Consider the following 22780-nt stretch of genomic DNA (forward strand, 5'->3'; position numbering starts at 1 on the left):
TTTATGAGCTCCCTCTCAGCCTTTCGGCTCCCGTTCGGTTGTGCCTTTATCTTCGCGCACGCGCCCGACAAGCTTGCGCCGGTTCACGTTGGGTTAGTCTTGATGTGAACATGTGCGAATCGGCTGCGTGCTTGCAAGGAAGGGGAAGATGATGATGAACGGTGAGTTGGCAGGATTTACGATTCCTCGGCTCGGCATGGGAACGATGGCTTTGGCGATTGAGGGGCGTCCGGATCGCGATACTGCGATTCGTACGATTCACGCCGGTTTGGACGCGGGTGTTCGCTATTTGGATACGGCTTGGTCGTATTATCTGCCGAGCGAGCCTGGCACTGGCACTGCGAAAGATTTGGGGTACGGCGAAAAGTTGGTGCGTGATGCGCTCGCTTCGTGGAATGGCCCCCGAGATGAAGTGCTGGTCGCCACGAAAACTGGCTATCGACGCACCATGGAGGTCCCCGCTTTTGTTGCTCCTGTGTCCGATTCTGGAGAATCGGGCACACAGGGTGCCGGATTTGGAGTACAGATGTCCGATTCACCAGAATCGGACACTCAGGGGCGGGATTCTGAGGGATGCGGCCGTCGGCCTGGCGAGGAACGCCAGCATTTGCAGGCGGCGGGCAGTCAATACGGGTGGATGGCGGATTCGCGCCCCGAAACCATGATTCGTGACGCCAAGGAATCCGCGCTGCACTTGGGCGTCGATACGCTCGACCTGTTGTATTCGCACGGCCCCGATCCCGCGGTTCCTTACGAAGACCAATGTGGCGCGTTGAAACAGCTGCTCGACGAAGGCGTGATCAAATATGCGGGCATCTCCCGTGTGAATAACGAGCAGATCGATCTTGCGCGCAGCATTATCGGCAACGGATTGATCGCCGTGCAGAACCAGTTCTCGCCATCGCACCCTGATCCTGAGCGTACGATGGAGCACTGCAAGGAGTTGGGGCTTGCATTCGTTTGTTGGAGTCCGCTCGGCGGCTTTCTTGATGCGTTCGACCATCGCGCGTACGACCTGTTCCGTGAAGTCGCAGGCAATCATGGCTGCTCCTACCAGCGCGTGGTGTTGGCATGGGAATTGACTCGTTACGGACGTCTGTTCACCATTCCTAGCGCCCGCAATCCTCAGGAGATCAACGATTCCTTTGCCGCCGCCGAATTGACGCTTACATCGGACGAACTGGCGATGTTGAACACGTCAGTTGACGCCCGTCGCGGCTGAGTTTCAAGCAGCCCGTACGGTTGGTCGCGCCCGATTTCGCACAATAATTGCGATTCGGGCTGCGGCCATTTTCGTCTCTTTCGTAATTTCCGCGGCTTTCGTACCATCTCGGCCTTTTGCGCAACGCAGAATCACCCGAAAATAACTTACGATATAAATTGTTTACACTGTAAGATATTATGACGGCGATTGCAACGTAAGGAGGTGCCGCGTGGGTTTTGAAGAGGAACTATTCCACGAATTGGCGACCAGCACATGGGATAAACGCTCGCGTATGCAGCAGGAGATGGCGAAAGGCGCGAAAGGTGAACCCTTTGCGGTGCAGGAACTGTACAGGAAGGGTCCGCTGACGCCATCGCAACTCGCCGCTTCGATGAAAACCACCACCGGACGCGTGTCCGCACTGTTGTCCGCACTGGAGAAAAAAGGCCAGATCACGCGCGAATCCGACCCTGACGATCGCCGTGTGGTGCATGTGGACCTTACCGAAGCCGGCAGGGAGCGCGCCGAACGTCAGCGCGAAAGCATGCGCGAGGCGATCTGCTGGATCTTCTCGCAAATGGGGGAGCGCCGCGCGCGCGAATTCGTTGAGCTTACCGAGGAATTCACCACGTACATGTCACTGTGCATGCCCGGCAAGCCGCGTCCGACCCCAGAAGAGGTCGCCAAGGCATTTTCAGAAAACACACAGGAAGTTGCATAATACTTCACACTGCAAGAAATTTACAGTATAAACAATCGTGGTTCGAGAATCGCAAATCAGCTAACCGAATTAACCAAGCCAACAAAACGTAAGAGAAGGAACCAAGCATGCTTCGCATTGTGCGATACCTCTCCAAAGCGGAGATAGTCCAGATGCTCATTGCACTGGTCAGCATCGTCGGTCAGATCTGGTTCGATCTGACGCTACCGGATTACATGGCCGACATCACGCAGCTCGTGGAAACGCCGGGCAGTGAAATGAGTGATATCTGGATAGCGGGCGGCAAAATGCTGCTCGTCTCGCTCGGCTCGGTGGCGTGCGCGGTCGTCACCGGCTTCATCGCCGCGCGCGTCGGCGCGTCGTTCAGCCAACGTCTGCGTTCGCTCGAATTCAAGAAGGTGGAAAGCTTCGGACCGGCGGAAATGAACCGTTTCTCCACCGCATCGCTCATCACCCGCTCCACGAACGACATCACGCAGATACAGATGTTCGTGACTATGGGTCTGATGATGCTGATCAAAGCGCCGATCATGGCCGTGTGGGCCGTATGCAAAATCGCGAACAAAGGCCTTGAATGGACGTTCGCCACTGGCGTCGCAGTAGCCGTGCTGCTGGCGGTGATCGGCGTGATCATGAGTTTCGTCATGCCGAAGTTCAAGGCCATGCAGCGCCTGACCGACAATATCAACCTCGTGGCGCGCGAGAACCTCACCGGCCTGCGCGTGGTGCGCGCATACAACGCCGAGGAGTACCAGGAAGACAAGTTCACCGAGGCCAACAAGGAACTCACCGAGACCCAGCTGTTCACCAACCGCTCCATGGCCATCATGATGCCGTTGATGAACACCGTCATGAACGGTCTGATGCTGGCCGTCTACTGGATCGGCGCCTACCTCATCGACGCCGCCGAAGCGCTCGACAAGCTCACCACCTTCTCCAACATGGTGGTGTTCTCCAGCTACTCCATCCAGGTGATTATGAGCTTCCTGCTGCTGAGCATGGTGTTCGTGCTCTGGCCACGCGCCGACGTGTCCGCGCAGCGCGTGCTCGAAGTCATCGACACCGATCCGATGGTCGCCGACGGTGTGAAGACCGCCGGCAAGCCTGGCATGGAAGGCGAAATCGAATTCCGCAACGTGAGCTTCGCCTACCCCGATTCGCGTCAAGCTATGTTGGAAGGCGTCAATTTCACAGCCAAGAAGGGCGAAACGGTCGCATTCATCGGCTCGACCGGCTCCGGAAAATCGTCTCTCGTCAACCTCGTGCCGCGCTTTTATGACGCGACGCAAGGCGAGGTTCTCGTCGACGGCGTTGACGTGCGCGACTACACGCTCAAGGCGTTGCGCGACAAGATCGGCTACGTGCCGCAGCAGTCGTTCCTGTTCAAAGGCACGATTGCCAGCAATGTCGCGTACGGAGATACGGAACGCAACGACGCCGACGTGAAGACGGCATGCGATGTCGCGCAGGCCACGGAATTCATCGACAAGAAGGACAAGAAATACGATTCCGGCATTGCGCAGGGTGGTTCCAACGTGTCGGGCGGGCAGAAACAGCGCCTGTCGATTGCACGCGCCGTTTACCGTCATCCGGAAATCCTGATTTTCGACGACTCCTTCTCTGCGCTTGATTTCAAGACCGATCGCGCCGTACGCGACGCGCTCGAACGGGAAGCGAAGAATTCCACGAAACTCATCGTCGCGCAGCGCATCGGCACCATTATGAACGCCGACCGCATCATCGTGCTCGACGATGGCAAAGTCGTTGGCCAAGGTACGCACCACGAACTGCTCGACAACTGCGAAGTATATCGGCAGATCGCCGAATCGCAGTTGAGCGAAGACGAGTTGAATCGCTGAAGGGGAGGACCAACATGGCAAGAGGACCAATGGGACGCTCTCGCGGACCCGTGGAAAAGCCGAAGGATTTCGGCGGTGTGATGAGCAAACTGGCGAAATTCTGCCGTCACTACATTCCTGTGATGATTTTCGCCCTGATTCTGGGTGCAGCCGGCACGATCTGCCAGATTGTCGGACCGGACAAGCTCAAAGACATGACCAACGAGATCACGAAGGGACTGCCGGCCATGGTGCATGGCAGGCCGGTCATGCACTCGATTGATATGGATGCTGTTTCGCGCATCGCATGGCTGCTTGTCGCGCTGTATGTTGGGTACGCGCTGCTGAGCTACTTGCAGAGCTGGTTGATGGCCAACGTTACGCAGCGCACCGCCCAGGAGCTGCGTGAGGCGATCAGCAAGAAGATTAATCGCCTGCCGCTCAAATATTTCGACAAGATCAGCTACGGCGATGTGCTCAGCCGCATCACCAACGATGTGGACGCGATCGGCCAGACGCTCGGCCAGTCGGTCGGTTCGCTGATCACTTCAATCACGCTGTTCGTCGGCGCGCTCATCATGATGTTCTACAACAACGTGATCATGACGCTGTGCGCCATCGGTTCCGCGTTGCTTGGCCTGGTGATCATGGGCGTGATCATGGTCGCCTCGCAGAAGTACTTCACCCGACAGCAGATCGCGTTGGGAGATGTGAACGGGCACGTTGAGGAAATGTACACCGGCCACACCGTGGTCAAGGCGTACTGCGGCGAAGAGGACTCCATCGAACAGTTCGAGAAATACAACGATGATCTGTACGTCTCCGGCTGGAAGAGCCAGTTCCTCTCCGGCCTGATGATGCCGCTCATGAACTTCATCGGCAACTTCGGTTACGTGGTCGTGTGCGTGGTCGGCGCGGTGCTGGCCATGGACGGCAAGATCGAATTCGGCGTGATCGTGGCGTTCATGATGTACATTCGCCTGTTCACGCAACCGCTTTCCCAGTTCGCGCAGGCGTTCCAGAACCTGCAGCGCTGCGCTGCCGCTTCCGAACGCGTCTTCGGTTTCCTGGAAGAGCCGGAGCTGGCCGACGAATCCGGCAAGAAAGCACTGCTGGGTGTCGGTGTGGATGGCAAGCCGCAGCCGGTGCGTGGCGATGTGGAATTCAGCCACGTGCGGTTCGGCTACGACCCGGACAAGACGATCATCCACGACTTCTCTGCGTCGGTGAAGGCCGGCCAGAAGGTGGCCATCGTCGGTCCGACCGGTGCCGGCAAGACCACGATGGTCAACCTGCTGATGCGGTTCTACGAGATTTCCGGTGGCACGATTTCGATCGACGGCGTCGACACCAAGTCGGTTCCGCGCTGGAATGTGCATGACCAGTTCTCGATGGTATTGCAGGACACGTGGGTGTTCCGTGGAACGGTGCGTGAAAACATCGCATACTCGAAGCCGGGCGTCACTGACGAGCAGATTGTGGCCGCCTGCAAAGCCGTCGGTCTGCACCGCTACATCATGTCTTTGCCGAATGGCTACGACACTGTGCTCGACGACAAGGCGTCGCTTTCGCAAGGTCAGAAGCAGCTGCTGACAATCGCCCGCGCCATGGTTGAGGACGCGCCGATTCTGATTCTAGACGAGGCCACGTCCTCCGTGGATACCCGTACCGAGGAGTTGATTCAGAAGGCCATGGACGCACTGACGGTGGGACGTACGAGCTTCGTGATCGCGCACCGACTGTCCACCATCCGCGACGCCGACATGATTTTGGTGATGAACGGCGGCGACATTGTGGAACGCGGCACCCACGAGGAACTGCTCGCTAGAAACGGCTTCTACGCCGACATCTATAACAGCCAGTTCACGCTGATCGACTGAGCGGCTGAGTGGCTGGCTTAAGTGGGGTGCTTTGGTTGGCTTGCTTGAGCCGGCTGACGATCAGAAGAAGCGGCCGGGAAAACCGGCGCTGATGGTGGCGTGACGGTCGGCGTCCAACGTGGCGCAATCGAAGGCAAAAGTGTTGCTCAGCTCGTTCGGATCGGCAACGAACAGCGCCGTAGCCAAACCGTCTGCCACCGCAGTCGGATAGTCGACGACCAACGTGGATTGCACAGTAATCCACGTGGCCTCCATCTGCTGCGCGGGCAGGCCGTCGACGGCGTTGAGCAGATGATGAATAGCCAGATGTGTCCGTTCGTCAACCGCCACCTCCCAATGGCGGCGACTGGGCGCGCTCGCGCAAAACGCGCCATCGCAAATCTCTGCCACACCCACCGCACGGGACGAATCGTCCGGATCCTCAAGCGCCACACGAATCGGGCTGGACGTGTGTACTAGCAGGTCGCCTCCAGCATCAATCACAAATTCCGGGAAGGTGTTCTCTCGATTGAAATCTGTTGCCCCAGCAGTGTGCGCCGAATCCTTCCGCATGGCGTGCTGTGGGTGCGGTTCACGAGACACGCATGACGGTTCCAAGCCACCCAACAAGCCACCCAACAAATCAACCAGATAGCCTTTGCCGCACGCGCCGAAATCCAAATGAACCGAGCCATGCGTGACCAACGTCGTACTATCTGAACGTACTACGTCGTGCCCCCATACAGGGCGTCCGCGCAAAGCGCCCAAGCGCTCGGCGGCGTCGGCTTCGACGGTGAAGCTCAGCGTGGGATTGTAACCGAGACGAATCAGATCCTCACCCACGCACGGGTCGATCGCGCCGCGTGTGACGTCGTGTAGTGCGTCGTACAAATCAAACAGTGGGCCGGCCCAATTGGGAAAATCGAAATGCCCGCCATGCTCCGCGTTTCCGATGCGCGTAACCAGCGAATCGGCGCGGAATCGCGAAAGCACATGCTCGTATCCGTCGATGAGTCGTTCCATTTTGGCACGCAGGCCCGTGGAAACCGGGCGGGCGGTCGAAACCAGCAAACCGGTGCCGAGCGCCTTGGGAAACGCGGTGGTGTAGGGCATGCGCTGCACGAGCGAAACGGAAGCATCCATAATCCTGATGCTAGCGCGTTCGTTCGTTGAGAGTGAGGCCTTATGTGCCCGTTTTGTCGATGCTGGTGCTTGGCTGCGGAACGTCCGGCGCGTCGAATTCAACAAGCATGCTGCGAGTGTGCCACTATGTGAGATGACACGCCGAAGATGGTAAAAACAGGAATGGCGGAATTCCGCCGATTCTCCATACTCGATACATCAGAACAAATTAAAAATCAAGACTGTTCTTTAAAAAACTTTCGTTTTATCTTGGCTTTCGGTGCGCACGTCGCACACTGAAAAGTTTTGAGAAGGAAGGTTTGGAACATGTCATCTCGCGTTGCGCAGCGCTACGCAACCGGTTCCTATGATCCGTGCGATCCACGAGTCTCGGCTTCCGGCCGTCTCGTCACGCTCGTCGCCGCGCTGATGATTGCGCTCGCCACGCTTTTCGCGACTACCGCGGTTCCGCAGTCGGCAATCGCCGCCGATGACGGTCAAACGAATTTTGATTCCTGGACTGCCGCCGCGAAGAATATCGAAGACCAGCTTGCAACCGCCGAAAAAGACTATAATGACGGCAATTACGGTCAGGCTGGCACCGATTTCCAGACCGCGCATTGGATCGGTTACGACGCATCCAACTTCTCGAAAGTCGTCAACGACACCATCAGCGCCGACAAGCAGAAGGAACTGCTACAGCAATTCACCGATCTTGAAGGGCTTGCCTACCAGCAGGACCAAGGCGACGCCATCGCAACCAAAATCGACGCGCTGACCGCCGAAATCAACGCAACCGCGCAAACGCTCGATGCGAACGCAGACCTCGCCAATCCTAAGGAATACGCGAAGCAGCGTGCCGCACAAACCGCGGAAGAGCGCAAGAAGCTTGACGCGGCCAAGAAGAATTCGTCCAAAGGCAAAGGCGACCGCACGTGGAGTGAGGTTGCCAACGAAATGACCGTTATTCTCGACCAGGCATACGAGGCTGCCGCTGCTGGCAAGGGGGACGAAGGCGCCACGCTGGTCAACAACGCCTACTACCAGTACTACGAGAAGCTCGGCTTCGAAAAGAACGTGATGAACGCTATTTCCGGCGACCGTGTTTCGCAGGTCGAATACCAGTTCAAGATGACTCGTAAGACCATGCGCGACGGCGGTTCCGACAAGGAAATCAAGCAGCTCGTCGACGATTTGAAGAGCTGGCTCGTGAAAGATGCGGCCATCCTCGACAGTGGTGCGTCCGGCAATGTCAACGGCTTCACCAAGCTCGTTACCAGTTCTGCCGGTCAGGCGTTCCTCATTCTGATCCGTGAAGGCCTCGAAGCGCTGCTGGTGGTGGCCGCAGTAATCGCCTATCTGGTGAAGTCCGGCAACAAGCGTTTCGCCAAGTGGATCTACCTTGGTGTGGTCGCAGGTCTGGCCGGCTCCGGTTTGGTTGCCGTGCTCTTCACGTTCCTGTTCGGCGGTTCCGGCCCGATTCAGGAGATTTCCGAAGGCGTGTGCGCGCTTATCGCCACCCTCATGCTGCTGTGGACCAGCAATTGGATGCTCAACAAGAGCTCCGTGGAAGCGTGGAACAACTACATCAGGAACAAGACCGAAGCTGTTGTTGCCGGCGCGCAAAGCAAGGTCGAATCCGGTCAGGGCCTGGGCTTGGGCATGGTCACCTCGCTTGCCATGTTGAGCTTCCTTGCCGTGTTCCGTGAGGGTGCCGAAACGGTGATCTTCTACGAATCCATCTACTCCATGAGCCAGGATGCGCACGGCATGTGGGTTGGCGGTCTGACCGCCGCCGCGGTGCTGATCGTCATCTTCCTGATCTTGCGATTCACTTCGGTGAAGATTCCGATCGGCCCGTTCTTCCTCGTAACTTCGATTTTGATGGCTGCATTGGTTGTCATTTTCGCGGGTGGCGGCATCCATGCGCTCATCGAGGGTGATCTTATTGAAGGTACCTACTTGAGCATTGTGCCAACTAACGATTGGATCGGCTTGTATCCGTACGTCGAAACTATTGCGGCACAGGTGATTGCTGCGATCGCGGTGGTTGCGCTGTTCGTAGTCGGCTTCATCAAGAAACACAGGATGAAGTTGGCCGCACAAGCGGAACAGGCTAAGTAAGCGCCAATCAATAATCACAAGTAAATATTTAGAGATTTCCATAAGTTCCCAACGTTCCTCGAGGAACCAAAGAAAAGGAAGAGAACACAATGAAGAATAAGAAGATCGCCGCCCTGCTCGGCGTCCTGCTGGCCGGCTCCATGGCTTTCTCCCTGTCCGCATGCGGCAACTCCAACGATTCCGCATCCGACGCCAAGTCCGACACCTCCACTTCGAACGCCACCGACAGCTCCAGCGATTCCAGCGCTGACGACAGCTCCAATGCCGGCTTCGAAGAGATCCAGGTCGACGAGAAGCACTCCGATCAGGATGTTGACGCTCTGACCGTCAACGCCGTGTACTTCCAGCCGATCGATATGGAACCGTCCGGCATGGGCCTGAAGGCTGCCGACGCTTCCTTCCACTTGGAAGCCGACATTCACGCCAACGAGAAGGGCACTAAGCTCGGCTACGGCAAGGGCGACTTCGTGCCGGATCTGACCGTGAACTACGAGATCATCAACAACGCGAACAACGAGACCGTTGATTCTGGTACCTTCATGCAGATGAACGCTTCCGATGGCCCGCACTACGGCGCCAACATCAAGCTCGACGAAGCTGGCTCCTACAAGCTCGTGCTGAAGATCGAATCCCCGGAGAAGAAGGGTTGGATGCTCCACGTTGATCCGGAAACCGGCGTTGAGGGCCGCTTCTGGACCGAGCCGCTCGAGGTCACTTTCCCGGAGTGGAACTACACCCCGCAGGAGTGGTGATCTGGAACGTGAATTCCGGCACATGCCAAGCGAAACGGTTTGGATGTAAGCCTGAATTCATGTTGGGATTCAACTCGTGATCAACGCCGTTCCCGTATCGCGAAACGTATGCAAGTAGCGCGAATATGGGTACGGCGTTCGCGGTTGCTTGGATAGTCGTTCGACGTACTTAAGGCCGTCTGGCCGAGTCTACGGGCGAACAACCATCCAGGCAACCGCTTTCTTGCGTTTTAGGGGATGCGCTTTTGGGAGATAACGCGCTTTTTTGGGAATCTTGGTAAGGGGGTTCCTTTTGCGCGCTGAATTCACTAGGCTTTGACAGGGATATACGACGAAAGGTGTGAGATGCTGACGCAGTACGTCACGGTGTTGCAGGGAACGCTGGCACCGGCTTTGCTGATTATGGCGCTGAACGTGATGCTCACGGTCGGTGAGGGTCGTGACAAGCCGTTGAGCGCGTACTGGCGTCTTGCGGGCTTCATTATCGGATTCGCGGGTGCCATTGTGTTCGCCGCGTTGCGTGCGACCGCGGTGATCAATCAGCGTACGTTCGTCAATTACCCCACGTTGTGGTGTTGTGTGATTTTCGATGTCGCAGTGTTCGTTGTTGTGCTGTTCGCGCGTCGCATCACTACGAATTGGCATGATCATCGCGCGTTGCTTGATATTGCGAATGCGATTGGCGCTTTTGCGATTGCCGCCACCACCTTCCGTGCGTTGCCTGATGTAGTTTTGCGTTTGACGATTTTCGTGGAGCCGGGAGATCCGATCTTCACTTCGGATATGCTGCTTCGTGCGCTTGGTTTCGTATTGGGTGCGGTCACTGCGATTGTTGCGGCGTTGATTTTCCGTACGATGCGTTCCACTGCGATTCGTTGGTCGTTCACTACGGCCGTGCTGCTGCTGATTGCGCTGCTGTTTGTTTCGCATTTCACTGATCTTGCGCAGATTCTGCAGTCCAAGCGCATCGTTCATTTCCCTACGGAAGCGTTCCTGGCGTTGGTATGGTGCATTAATCATCAGCGTCATATGGTCATTGCCATGGTGTTGGTGTTCATTATTCCGGTGGCCGCCAGCATTGTGATGGGCTTCAAAATCAAGCCGGAAGGCGCCAATGAGGCCATTGTGCGATCGCATATCGCGTTCCGTCGTCGTGCGAAGGCGGCCGGCGCATGGAGCCTTGTTGCGATGATTGGCATCACGTTCGCGCTCACATATGGTGTGGCGCAAACGAAGAGGGTTATTACGCTGTCTCCGCCTGAGGATTATTCGCTGAGCGACGGCGTGGCCACCATCAAATTCAGCCAAATCAACGACGGTCATCTGCATCGCTTCCAATACAAGGCGAAAGACGGCACAGTGATGCGTTTCATCATCATCAAGAAGAATGGTGGAGCGTACGGTGTCGGTCTTGATGCTTGTGATAACTGCGGTGACGCGGGCTATTACGAGAAGGATGGCAAGATCATCTGCAAGAAGTGCGATGTCGCCATCAACCTCGCCACTATCGGGTTCAAGGGCGGCTGCAATCCTGTGCCGTTCGATTATCAGGTTGAATCCGGCAAAATCGTAATTCAAACTTCAACGCTCGACGCATTGTCGACGCATTTCCAGTGAGCGGAAAGAGGTAGTCATGTTCTTTCTTCGAATGATTTTCCGCTCGTTCAGCAGGCAGTTCAAACGCAGGCTGCTGATCGCGGTCACCGTGTGCTTGTCGGCCACGGTCAGCGTGGCCATGTTGGGCGTGGTGTTCGACGTTGGAGACAAGCTGAACGCCGAACTGTCGACGTACGGTTCCAACATCATCGTGCAGCCCAAGGCTGATGCCGTCGTCAACGACCTGTACAACACGGGTGGTGATGCTGACAGCAGCGCTTCCGGCACTTCCGAATCCGATCCGACCACATTTTTGAAGGAATCGGATGTACCGAAGATCAAAACCATCTTCTGGGCGTTCAATATCACGAATTTTGCCCCCGAACTTAATATCCATGCTGACGTGAACTGCGCGTCCGAATCGGCGGCATCGGCGGATTCCAGCTCCTGTAAGGCTTCCGGAGTGCCGATTGTGGGCACATGGTTCGCGAAGACCCTGCACATGGATTCCGGCGAATCCACGGTGGCGGGTATGAACGGCATGCGTTCGTGGTGGAAGCTTGACGGCTCTTGGCCGAAAGATGATAGCGCGCAAGGTCTGATCGGCACCACGCTCGCATCCAAGCTCGGCGTGGCCAAGGGAGACACCGTAACCCTCTACAAAACCACCGCCGACGGCAGCCGCAACAAGCAGCAGATCACTATCACTGGCATTTACGATTCCGGCGATAGCGACAACAACGCGATGTACATTCCGTCATTCACCGCGCAGGTGCTTGCGAATCTGCCTGATTCTATTGACGAGATCGAAGTCAAAGCGCTGACCACGCCAGACAATGATTTGGCGCGAAAGGCGTCGAAGAATCCGAACGCGCTCACGCAAGACGAGTGGGAAACATGGTATTGCACCGCGTACCCTTCGTCCATCGCCTACCAGATCGAAGAGGTTATTTCCGGTTCCGTAGCCAAGCAGGTGCGTCAGGTGGCCGCATTGCAGGGCGATGTGCTGCAGAAAACGCAGGCGGTGATGGTGCTGATGACCGTGCTTTCGTTGGTTGCGGCCGCTATTGCAGTGGCGAATCTGATGGCCGCCTCGATCGGTGAGCGCGGTTCCGAATTGGCGTTGCTGAAGGCGATTGGTGCCACCGATGGTGCGGTTTCCCGCCTGATGCTCGCTGAGACGGCTGTGATTTCGTTGGTTGGCGCGATTGTTGGTGCGCTGTTGGGTTCCTGTGTTGCGCAGATTGTGGGACACGTGGTATTCGGTTCCGGCATTACGATGCGTCCGATGGTGTTTGTGCTGGTGTTTGTGCTGCTGACGCTTACCGTGCTGATCGCCTCGTTCTCGTCGATCCGTTCGATTCTGGGACTCAAACCCGCGGAGGTGTTGCATGGCCGCTGATTTCAACCTGAGTTCCGTAAACTCGGCCGCGGCTGCGGCCTCGGTCACGAACGGCACACTGTGCTGTTCGTCCGCGGAGGTGTTGCATGGCAGGTGAGTTCAAGACAGTCCGTAAGGGGCATGAGATGACTAATCGCAAGATGTTCTTCACCATGCTGTGGGGCGCGGTGTTCCGCCGTCGTTCGCGAGCCGTTATGGCCGTGATCGCCTCCATGGTGGGTGCTGCCACGCTGTTCTGCCTTGCTGCAACGTGTATTGCCGTTCCACAGCAGATGAACGAGGAAATGCGCGCGTATGGCGCGAATCTTATCGTCACACCGTCCGAATCAACCGAAAAGTCCAACGGCATCGACACCGATACCACCAAAGCGTTGAACCAGATGGTGAAAGGCTCATACAGCGCCCGTTCCGCCGCCTACCGGTATGAAAGCGTGCGCATAAACTCGGCGCCATACACGCTGGCCGGCATCACGACCAAAGATGTGAAAGCGCTCAACCATCATTGGAATGTGACTGGCGATTGGCCCAGCGAAGGCAATGTGATGCTCGGCCGTGACGTGGCCGACGCGCTCGGCGTCTCCATCGGTTCGACCGTGACCATCGGCTACCGTGCATCCGACGATGCGCAGGATTCCGGCGCTCCCGGCCAAACCGAAGCGCAAGCCATGGAAAACGGCCGCGTTTCGTCCGACATTATGGAGAACACCGGCACCGAATTCCGTGTCGGAGGCATCGTCGATACGGGCGGCAGCGAAGACGGAATCGTCTACGCAGTCAATGCTGACGTGGCCAAACTGGCCGGTTCCAAACGCGGTGCGGACGTGATCGAATATTCCGTCAATGCGGTAGGTAGCGAACTCAACGACGTCGTCAAATCAATCAATGCGAATCCGTCAACCGGCGTGAAAGCGCAGACCGTCACCAAAATCACCTCATCCGACACCCGCATCATCGCCATGCTGCAAACCCTGTTCTGGATCGTGTCGCTGGTCGTGCTCGTGCTGACGCTGGTCGGCGTGGGCACCACCATCAGTTCCATCGTGTCTCAGCGACGCAACGAAATCGGCTTGCGCAAAGCGTTGGGTGCATCGTCGCAGGCCATCGGCATCGAATTCTATGTGGAATCCGCCATCTACGGACTGATTGGCGGCCTGGTCGGCACTATCATCGGCTACTTGCTGGCCCGCGTGCTGTGCGTGTCCGTATTCGAGCGTGCCATTGGCTTCAACTGGCTGTTGGGCGTCGCTTCGCTGCTGTTGAGCGTGCTCATCGCCGTCATCGCATCCATTCCGCCGGTTCGCCGCGCAACCCGTATCGACCCCGCCATCGTTTTGAGGGAGGAATAATCATGAGTTCCGAGAATACGTTGAATATGTTGCTTGAATTGGATCATATTTCCAAGATTTACGGCGATTTGCGTGCCGTCGACGATTTGACTTTGACCGTTCCGCAAGGTGAATGGCTTGCGATTGTCGGTTCGTCGGGTTCCGGTAAAACCACGCTGATGAACATGATTGGCTGCATGGACACGCCTTCAAAGGGTTCCGTCATGCTGGAAGGCCGCAAGTTGGAGGATTTGAACGCCAAGCAGCTTGCCGACGTGCGTAAGAACATGATCGGATTGGTGTTCCAGAAGTTCTATCTGGTACCGCATCTGACGGCTGTGGAAAACGTGATGGTGGCACAGTACTATCATTCCGTAGTCAACGAGCAGCAGGCGTTGGAAGCGTTGGAACGCGTCGGTTTGAAGGAGCGTGCCCACCATCTGCCCGGCCAGCTTTCCGGTGGCGAACAGCAGCGCGTGTGCATCGCACGTGCGCTCATCAACTGCCCGAAATTGATTCTTGCGGACGAACCGACCGGCAATTTGGATGAGAAGAACGAGAAAATCGTGCTTGACCTGTTCCGTCAGCTGCACGAGCAGGGCACTACCATCATCGTCGTGACCCATGATGCGCTCGTCGCATCTTGTGCCCAGCGCGAGATTATGCTCAACCATGGCGTGCTCGTCGGCGAGAAGTGGAATGATGAGGCCGCACGGAAGGCCTATGAGCAGGCGGGTGGCAAGCCGGCATACACCGGTTCCACTACGGAAGGCGCACAGAATGGCGAGACGGCCATCAGCTTCGCCGATCCGACCAAAGTCGCGAAAACCGGGGGTGAGGAATAAGCTGAAATCAGCCGAATAATCCAAGCCATAGCACTGACGAATCGTACGGAGCGAACATGAGCAACGAATCATCGAATGCGATCAAAGTAATCGCACTGTCTGCGGCAAGCCTTGCATTGCTGTCGGCATGCGGCGAACCCACGGCGACGCCAATGGACGATGAATATGCCGGAAATTCCGGCGAAAGCGTGCAATCGCAGGAAGAAAATTCAAAGAACAGCGGTAGTGCCACCGACTCCGGCGATTCTGCGGATACGGACGTCAAAAACCATGCCGACGATCCGAACAGCACTACATCCGATAAGCAAGACACCGGCAACTACGCCGACGGTACCTACTCGATCAACGGCCAGTACGGGCCGGTGAGCGAAGACACTATCGACGTGCATGTGACGGTCAAAGACCAGACCGTCACCAATGTGGAGGTTATCGGGCATCCGTTCACGTCCATCTCCAAAAAGCACCAGAATGCGTTCGCCGAAGCCATCAACGGTGTGGTGGACGGCAAGCCGCTCAAAGACCTCAAGGTAGACAAGGTGGCCGGTGCCAGCTGGACGTCGGAAGCGTTCAACAAGGCGTTGGACGTGGCCCGTCAGGAAGCGTCAATCCAGTAGGGCCAGTAGCGGCGAAAAGCCCGCAAACGTACAATGAGCGCCTCAGCTACAGCCGCACCCAAAGAGTGATCAAAGGCCGTAGCGGGGGCGCTCACTAAGTTTCAGATTACTATGGCAGCTCTGCTCTGCGATGCCTTTCAGACGGCCATAACGGGCCACAGAACGGCCGCCATGTTCTCAGGCCAAGGAATACTCGCATCGCCATGCAACGCCTTACAGGCGAGCATGGAGCCGAGTATCGTGCTGAACAGGAATTGCGGATTCAATCCATTACGGAACACTCCGGCCTTCATGCCGCGTTCAACAAACTCAGAAAAACGCTTTTCCGCAGGAACAAGTACTTGATTGGCAATCGCATTCAACGAAGTGTTATCAGACGAAAGCACCACACCAACGGCCTTCAAACCAAAATCGCTGTCGAAAAAACAACCTTGAATGCGTTGCAACATCGTCAGCAAACCGTTTTTCGACAACTCGACATCGCTGAAATCCGGTAATCCCGCAACTTCCAGCTGCACACGGTGCAACAGATCATCAGCATTCTTATAGCGGCGATAGATCGTGGTTTTCGCAACGCCAGAACGACGAGCGACCTCTTCGATGGTCACCGCGCCGACGCCATCGGAAATCACAATCGCAAGCGTGGCCTTCATAATCTTATGATCGGTCTGCTCACGAAGCTGCTCGCGGCGGCTCTGCGCCTTGCGAACAGCCTCATGCACGTCACTGACCGCGTCGGAAACCACATCGGAAACGGCTTCGGAAACCGCCTCATGCACTCCGGTAATCATGAGATCACCTTGGTGCTTTCCACCTTCGCCACATACCACTTGTTGAACTTGACCAGAGGAATACGCAGCACCAGGCCAATCAGCAGCAGCGGAATCAGGAACAACAGTAGCGAGCCGAGCGCATGCCAGTAATCGTTGTTGTAAATACCGGCAATTGCCGCACGCAACGCCACAATCGAATGCGTGGCCGGCAGGAACGGGCTGATATCGCTGATGATCTTCGGCAGCACGGCCAGCGGATATGCGCCATTCGAGCCGGAAATCTGCGCCACTAGCACCAGCACGCCAATAGCCTTGCCTATATTGCCGAAACTCGCCACCATCGTGTACGTGAAGAACGAGAACACCAAGGAGCTCGTCCAGCCAGCCAGCATGAACAGCCATGGATGCACCGCCTGCACATGCAGAAACAGGAGATTGCCGCCCAGCGAGAACGTGCTCTGCAGCAGCGCGATCACACCGAACACGCCATAATGGCCGAGGAACAGCTGATGCGGCTTCGGATTGTCAAGACCCTCACGGTTCTTGCGTGAAACGCCGGGTTTCAGCGTTACAGCCATAAGCAGCGAACCTACGAATAGTGGAAGAATCGTGTAGAACGGCGCCAACTGCGAGCCGAAATTCTTAACAGGGAACACAGCTGTGCGCTTCACCTGGACGGGGGCCGCGAGAGCCGCCGCCAGTGAATCGGTGTTATTGCCGAGCACTTCCTTGACGGTGTCCATATTGCCGCTGTTCAGTGCGTCGGAAAGCGTGCCATTGAACGAAGACAGCGCGGTGCCCGCCTTGGTGAGGCTTTCGGCGGTGGAATCAAGCACCGTGCGAATATTGGTCAGCTGCTTGTCTGCCGACTTCGTGGTGCTGTTGAGATCTCCCAACGCGCCCTTCAGATCGGCGGCCGTGCTGCTCAATGCGGTGACCGTGTTGCTGATCGAATCGGAAATATCGTTGAGCTGCGGCTTGAGCTGGCTGTCGAAATCGGTTTTGATGCCGTCGATGGAGGCCTTCGCCTGCTGGGCGAGCTGGTTCACGCGCTCGCGGTCGGCTGTGGTGTCGCTCACTTTCGTGTCGATATTGTCGGCGCTGGTGTTGAGTGAGTTCGCTAGATCGTTGAGTTGCGTAATGGTCGCGCCCACGTTGGTTTTGAGATGATCGATGGCGATTTTCGCGACTTCCGGCATCAGATTGTTGTTGCTGAGCTCGTCGAGGGCGTCGTAGATGTTCTGGTAGCTTTGCGCCTGCTTGGTTACGTTTGCGGCCTGATTGCGCAGGGCAGTGGCCGTATTGCCGGCTTGGGTGCCCGCATTGTTGAATACGCTGTCAATATCGGTGGAGACCGCGCCGAAGCTGTTCGCCGAGCTGTTCAACGCGGTGCTGAGAGCGTTCGTGCTGGTTTTGACGGCTCCGGTCAGATCGTTGATGCTGTTTTTCGACTGTTTGAGCTCGTTGCCGGCGTTCTTCGCGCTGTCGCTCACGTTGGAAAGCAGGCTGTTGGAACTGTCGAGCAGGTTCTGTGCGCTCAATGTCAGTGAGCTGAACGTGGTCAACGCGGATGACGTGTCGGTGAGCGTGTTCGCGAAATTGCCCATGTTGTTGCTGAAGTTGGTGAGCGTGGCCTGCGATTCCGGTTTGTCAAGCTCGTCGGCCAGCTGCGAGGTGATGCTGAGCGCGGTGCTCGTCAACGTTTCGGAGAACATTTCGTTGATCTGCGCTGCTACGGTGTCGGCTCCTTGGCCGGTGATCTTTGGGGCGAGTGCGTTCTTCTTCTCGTTGTTGTAGTAGGTGAGCGTGGCATGGTCGCCGTCTGCGGTGAAGAACGTCATCATGCGGGTGCTGAAATCCTTCGGAATCACCACTGCCGCATAGTATTTGCCGGATTTGGTGCCGTCGATGGCCTCTTTTTTGGTGGTGAAGGTCCAGTCCATCTGGTCGTTGGCGCGCAAGGTGTTGACCACTTGGTCGCCGATGCTGATCTTTACTGGAATGAGGTCGGACTTGTAGCCTTCATCGTCGTTGGCGACGGCGAATTTCAGATTGCCGGTATTGGCGAACGGATTCCAGCTTGCGCTGATGTTGAACCAAGAGAACAGACCCGGAATCACCACCAGTCCGGTAACGATGATGATGGAGACGATGTTGCTGGTCAGGCGTCGAACGTCGCCGACGAACAGTTTCCAGATGTTTTTCATGCGTTGCTCCTTTCGCTGTTACCGTTGGGATTGGCGTTGCTCGCTGTGCCGGTGTTGCCGGCCGCGTTCATGGCCTGTACCAGTGTTGCGACGCCGTCGGCGTCGGCTTGGTTGGTGCCTGCGACGTTGGCGATCGCCTGTTTGGTTTCGTGTTTTCTTCGTCGTGCCTTGCGCATCAACTTGTCTCGCCTGTTTTGTTGCGCGCGCTTCTTGCGGCGCAGCCTCGCAGCTTGACGTTCCACCAGCTGTTCGCGAATCGCTTCGTCGCTGAGGCTGCCGAGTTCCACCTGGCGTTGCAGGCTGAAACGCATGTATTCGATGACCATCAGGAATCCGATGATGAGCAGCACCCAAATGATCCAGGTGGCAAGCACCACGCTCTTCTCGCCGTTGGTGAAGGAGAAGATCAGCACCAGAATCACTGGCACAATGAAACCGGCGATGAGCGCGCCACGCTTGAGCTTCGGATACAGTTCGGCGAAACGGCTTGCGCGTTCCTCGATCGCCTCACGGTAGCCGCCCTTGTCGGCAAGCACCTGAATGGCTTGGGACACGTTGTATCCGCGTTCCGGAAGCTGCACTTCCTCGCCGATGATCATGTCGCTTTCCTTGATTTGACGGGCGAACAGGCGGTTGAGATTGACCAGCAGCGGGCGAATCGCAAGTCCAATGAAGAATGCGGCCACGGCGAACAGCAGCAGCGTGCCAATCGACTTGAGCCAATGCCCATCGTAGAAGCCGGCAATCGTCTCTCGGAACGCGTCAATCGAATAACTGAATGGCACGAACGGGTAGACCATGCGGAAGAATTTCGGCATCATCTCAATCGGATACAGGCCGGAAGCGCCCGGAATCTGCACGATAACCAACGCGACACACAATCCCTTGCCGATATGCATGAACGTGGTCGATAGTGCGAATGTGATGCTCAGATATACCAGCGATGTGATGGCGCCGGTAAGTACGAACAGCGGTGCGTTCACGGTCTGCACGCCAAGCAGCAGGTCGCCGATGGTGGTGATCGTGCCTTGGGCCGCGCCCATGATGCCGAGCAGCATGTAGCGGGCGAAATATTTTTCGGAAGCGGTCAGGTCGAGGCCTTCGAGGCCTTCATCGTCGACTTCCACCTTGAAGATCACCACGAAGGCGAACGCGCCCACCCACAGGGCCAGATTGGTCATGAGCGGAGCCATGCCGGAACCGTAGGAGTTTATCGGGTACACGTTCTTCGTGTCGATCACGGTGGGGGACTGCATGAACGAGGCGATTTTCTCCGTGTCGAGGGAACTGCCGCCGGTCAGGTTTTTCAGCATGTCGACGCTGCCGAGTGCCTTCAGGTCGGTGCTGACGGTGATGAGCTTGTTCTCCACATGTTCAAGCTGCTTGTCGGTGTTCTGCAGGGTGGTGCGGGTGTCGTTCGTTACCTGGTCGAGCTGGTCGAGCACGGCGGAGGTTTGGGTGACGATGGTGTTTTGGCTGGTCACGGTGCCAGACAGCGTGCCAGCGGTCATGGCGAGCGAGCTCAGGCCTGAGTTGAGCTGGGGGAGCGCGCCGGAATTCAACGTGTTGCGGGCATCTCCCATGCTTTTCAGTGAATTTTGCGTGCTGGTGTTGAAGTCGGTGGCGAGTTTGGACACGCTGTCGGACGTGGATTGCGTGTTCTCGCTCAACGTTTTGAGGTCGTTGAGCGTGCCAGCGGCCGTGTTGTTGGTGTCTTCAAGCTTCTTGATGATGTCTTGGTACTGCGTGTTGTCGCTGACGTTCTTGAGCTTCTCGATGAGCTGGGCGTTACGGTCGGTCACGCTTTGCATGCTGCTGACGGCCTGCTGTGCGGCTCCGCTCGCGGAAGAGACGGCTGTGGTCACCTTGTTGATGCTGGTGGTGGTGTCGCTGGTGGCCTGCGAAATCAGGCCGGAACCGTTTTCCAAAGCAGTGTTGGCGTTGGAAGTGAAGGTATTGAGACCGTTCTGTGTGGTGCCGATGGCGGTGGCGGTGTTCGCCAGGCCCTTGCCGGCGCTTGCTGCGGCCAGTTGCACGTCGTTCATTGCCTGACGTGCGGATTGCGTTTGTTGCGGCACGTTGGCGAGCTGTGCGTCAAGATCTTCGATGGTGGAGCGGATGAGGTTTACGTTCTTCTGGGTTTTGTCGAGTTCTGCTGTGGTTTCGTTGACGAAGGAGTTGGTTTTGCCGTTGATGGTGCCGTTCGCGGAGTTCACGGCTTTAGTGAGTACTTCGCTGACAGTGGAGACGAAGGTGTTGTTGACGGTACGGTCGACGGTGGTCGCGCCTTGATCGGTGATTTTCGGGGAGATTGGGCTCGATTTTTCGTTGACATAGTATTCCAGCGTCGGCCGGTTCTTGCTGTCGGTCACGACGTTGGCGAGATCCTCGCTGAAATTGGAGGGGATGATGATTGCCGCATAGCAGTCGCCGGACTGTATCGCTTCCATCGCTTCGGCCTTGCCCATGAATTCCCAGCCAAGCTGGTCGTTGTCTTTCAGCGTGTCTTCGATCTGGTCGCCGAGGTTCATTTTGCCGAGCAGGGCGTTGTCGGTGCCTTTATCGACGTTGGCCACGGCAACTTTGATGCCTTGGGTGTTGCCGTACGGATTCCAGAATCCGTAGATGTTGAACCATGCGTACAGCGGCGGAATGATGATTATGCCGATCATGATGACCCAGGCGGCGGGTACGGTGACGAGTCGTTTGAGGTCACGACGCAGAATCTGCAGTACGTTGCGCATTGTCTCCCCAGTCCAATGGATGTTCGACCGTGTTCGCGCGTAGCGATACGTTATCCGTAGCGCTACGCCTCCCGTATCGTAATACCCGTTCTCGGACAAATTTGGGCACGGACGTAAATGCGCTCCGCCCATGACTGAAATAAACACGACAAACTGCGGCGGAACTGTGAATCTTGCCGTTAATGACCGCACAACTTGCATTCTGTGCATGCGCAAGTCGAGTCTGTTGTCTGCGATCTTGTGATTACGAGATGGCACGTGACTTGTGCAGACAGCAATCGCAGGTTGTGCTGGTTGCGCACAAACAATCCTCTCGTGTAGCGCACTGCGATTGGGTTTTGGTAGCGTTGTACAAGGAAGGACGAATAGTATGGGCAGAACCGAAGAAGTGAGCGCGGCCATCGCCGACGAAACCGAAATCACAGCGATCGAAGAGGCCGGAATCATTGCGCAATCAAAATCGGCGGAAGCCGACGACAATCCGGCCGACCGTAGACTGCCGCTGATTGCACGCATTTACGGCATCGTCATGCTGGTCGAAGGCGTGGTGACGTTGCCGATCATCGTGATTTCCTGCCTGTATGCAGTCCAAGCCGCGCTTTCCGGCAGGCTGGCGTTTGGCGCGCTGAACCTCACCACTATTCTGTCGGTTATTCATGCTGCGGTGCTGCTGGTCTCCACCGCATGCCTTGCGATTTTCGGCATGCTGCTGATTCTCAACAAGCGTCGGCACATCGCGCAATGGACGTATTTGATGATTCCGCTCACGCTTGCGGAAGGCCTATTGTCGTTGTCGTTGCAGGGTTTGGGTGTGAATCTGATCAGTCCGGTCGTGCAGCTGCTTGTATTGGTTGCGTTGCATATTACGGCCGATCCGTCGCTGCGCGAGGAGCGTCGTTTGCAGTTCGCGCTTCGTCGTTTGGATGCGCGCAGCGAGTATGAGACGGCTGTTTCGAAGGGCATGGCCGGCCGTGATCTGACTGGCAAAGGCTATATTTCGTTGGATTTCTTCAACTTATTCTGGCTGTTTGTGGTCGGTTGCGTGTTTGGTCTGGTGGTGGAGACGCTGTACCACTATGTGCTGTTCGGCGAATGGCAGGATCGCGCCGGATTTTTGTGGGGGCCGTTCTCGCCTATCTACGGTTTTGGCGCGGTGATTCTGACGGTGTTGCTCAACCACTTGTGGCGGTCGAATTGGATGCTGATTTTCTGCGCGAGCGCGGTGATTGGCGGCGCGTTTGAATATTTCACCAGCTGGTTCATGGAAGTTGCGTTCGGTATTCGCGCGTGGGATTACACAGGCAAATGGCTGTCGATTGATGGGCGCACATCCGGCAAATACATGTTTTTCTGGGGAATACTTGGCTTGGTGTGGGTGAAGCTGATTCTGCCGCATTTGCTTGCGATGATTCAGCGTATTCCGTGGAAGATTCGCTATACGTTGACGGCGGTGTGCTTTGCGCTGATTTTCGTTGACGGCGTGATGACGTTGATGGCGCTGGATGCCTGGTATTCGCGTATGGCGGGTATTGCGCAGAATTCGCCTGTTTCGCAATTCTTCGCCACGTATTTCGACGACGACTTCATGGCCAATCGGTTCCAGACCATGACGCTCGACCCGTCTACTGCCGGTCGCATGTAGCGGGCTGGCTGG

16 protein-coding genes are annotated in these 22780 nt (G+C 56.7%); 12 read left to right on the plus strand and 4 right to left on the minus strand.

All coding sequences use genetic code 11. The features are described 5' to 3' along the window. The first annotated feature begins 148 nt into the window (after nucleotides 1-148). The 4 genes from BBPC_RS00465 to BBPC_RS00480 all read left to right on the plus strand — a co-directional run bounded on the left by BBPC_RS00465 (nucleotide 149) and on the right by BBPC_RS00480 (nucleotide 5643). Entirely contained in the window at nucleotides 149-1222 is a 1074-nt protein-coding gene (locus BBPC_RS00465; protein ID WP_193345784.1) for an aldo/keto reductase, read from the plus strand. A gap of 211 nt (nucleotides 1223-1433) precedes the next feature. After that, on the plus strand, nucleotides 1434-1925 hold the full coding sequence (locus BBPC_RS00470; RefSeq protein WP_004223035.1) for a MarR family winged helix-turn-helix transcriptional regulator: 492 nt from the start codon (nucleotides 1434-1436) through the stop codon (nucleotides 1923-1925). Between the two features lie 107 nt (nucleotides 1926-2032). Next, a complete protein-coding gene (locus BBPC_RS00475; RefSeq protein WP_004223038.1) occupies nucleotides 2033-3784 on the plus strand; it encodes an ABC transporter ATP-binding protein in 1752 nt (583 codons plus the stop codon). A gap of 14 nt (nucleotides 3785-3798) precedes the next feature. Then, nucleotides 3799-5643, plus strand: a complete 1845-nt coding sequence (locus BBPC_RS00480; protein WP_033524176.1) for an ABC transporter ATP-binding protein — start codon at nucleotides 3799-3801, stop codon at nucleotides 5641-5643. 60 nt (nucleotides 5644-5703) lie between these two features. Here the strand turns inward: BBPC_RS00480 and BBPC_RS00485 are convergent, their stop codons facing one another. Beyond that, the gene (locus tag BBPC_RS00485) at nucleotides 5704-6765 is read right to left on the minus strand and encodes an FAD:protein FMN transferase (RefSeq protein ID WP_004223043.1); all 1062 of its coding nucleotides are present in this window, start codon (nucleotides 6763-6765) and stop codon (nucleotides 5704-5706) included. 408 nt (nucleotides 6766-7173) lie between these two features. Between BBPC_RS00485 and BBPC_RS00490 the strand changes: the two genes are divergently transcribed. From BBPC_RS00490 to BBPC_RS00520, 7 genes are all read left to right on the plus strand, one after another. Then, on the plus strand, nucleotides 7174-8868 hold the full coding sequence (locus BBPC_RS00490) for an FTR1 family iron permease (RefSeq protein ID WP_004223048.1): 1695 nt from the start codon (nucleotides 7174-7176) through the stop codon (nucleotides 8866-8868). Between the two features lie 89 nt (nucleotides 8869-8957). Next, nucleotides 8958-9620, plus strand: a complete 663-nt coding sequence (locus BBPC_RS00495; protein WP_003833714.1) for an iron transporter — start codon at nucleotides 8958-8960, stop codon at nucleotides 9618-9620. Nucleotides 9621-9965: 345 nt separating this feature from the next. Further along, the gene (locus BBPC_RS00500; protein WP_003833716.1) at nucleotides 9966-11237 is read left to right on the plus strand and encodes a DUF2318 domain-containing protein; all 1272 of its coding nucleotides are present in this window, start codon (nucleotides 9966-9968) and stop codon (nucleotides 11235-11237) included. 16 nt (nucleotides 11238-11253) lie between these two features. After that, complete coding sequence (locus tag BBPC_RS00505) at nucleotides 11254-12618, plus strand: ABC transporter permease (RefSeq protein WP_004223055.1); 1365 nt, start codon at nucleotides 11254-11256, stop codon at nucleotides 12616-12618. Between the two features lie 125 nt (nucleotides 12619-12743). Next, nucleotides 12744-13964 (plus strand): ABC transporter permease, encoded by a 1221-nt coding sequence (locus BBPC_RS00510; RefSeq protein ID WP_033524177.1) that lies wholly within the window; start codon nucleotides 12744-12746, stop codon nucleotides 13962-13964. Nucleotides 13965-13990: 26 nt separating this feature from the next. Then, nucleotides 13991-14788, plus strand: coding sequence for an ABC transporter ATP-binding protein (locus tag BBPC_RS00515; RefSeq protein ID WP_152595402.1), 798 nt, complete (start codon nucleotides 13991-13993; stop codon nucleotides 14786-14788). Nucleotides 14789-14844: 56 nt separating this feature from the next. Further along, nucleotides 14845-15402, plus strand: coding sequence for an FMN-binding protein (locus tag BBPC_RS00520; protein ID WP_004223060.1), 558 nt, complete (start codon nucleotides 14845-14847; stop codon nucleotides 15400-15402). 137 nt (nucleotides 15403-15539) lie between these two features. On the opposite strand, the gene BBPC_RS00525 is transcribed toward BBPC_RS00520, so the two are convergent. From BBPC_RS00525 to BBPC_RS00535, 3 genes are read right to left on the minus strand one after another with little or no spacing between them, the layout of a single operon-like run. Continuing rightward, nucleotides 15540-16193 (minus strand): TetR/AcrR family transcriptional regulator, encoded by a 654-nt coding sequence (locus tag BBPC_RS00525; protein ID WP_004223062.1) that lies wholly within the window; start codon nucleotides 16191-16193, stop codon nucleotides 15540-15542. After that, the gene (locus BBPC_RS00530) at nucleotides 16190-18382 is read right to left on the minus strand and encodes a YhgE/Pip domain-containing protein (protein WP_004223064.1); all 2193 of its coding nucleotides are present in this window, start codon (nucleotides 18380-18382) and stop codon (nucleotides 16190-16192) included. The genes BBPC_RS00525 and BBPC_RS00530 overlap by 4 nt, the downstream gene beginning before the upstream one ends. Further along, nucleotides 18379-21126: a YhgE/Pip domain-containing protein gene (locus BBPC_RS00535; protein WP_004223066.1), complete on the minus strand. Its 2748-nt coding sequence runs from the start codon at nucleotides 21124-21126 to the stop codon at nucleotides 18379-18381. The genes BBPC_RS00530 and BBPC_RS00535 overlap by 4 nt, the downstream gene beginning before the upstream one ends. 370 nt (nucleotides 21127-21496) lie before the next feature. Between BBPC_RS00535 and BBPC_RS00540 the strand changes: the two genes are divergently transcribed. Continuing rightward, a complete protein-coding gene (locus BBPC_RS00540) occupies nucleotides 21497-22768 on the plus strand; it encodes a putative ABC transporter permease (protein ID WP_004223068.1) in 1272 nt (423 codons plus the stop codon). Nucleotides 22769-22780: the final 12 nt, after the last annotated feature.

This window comes from Bifidobacterium pseudocatenulatum DSM 20438 = JCM 1200 = LMG 10505, assembly GCF_001025215.1.
Lineage (GTDB): Bacteria > Actinomycetota > Actinomycetes > Actinomycetales > Bifidobacteriaceae > Bifidobacterium > Bifidobacterium pseudocatenulatum.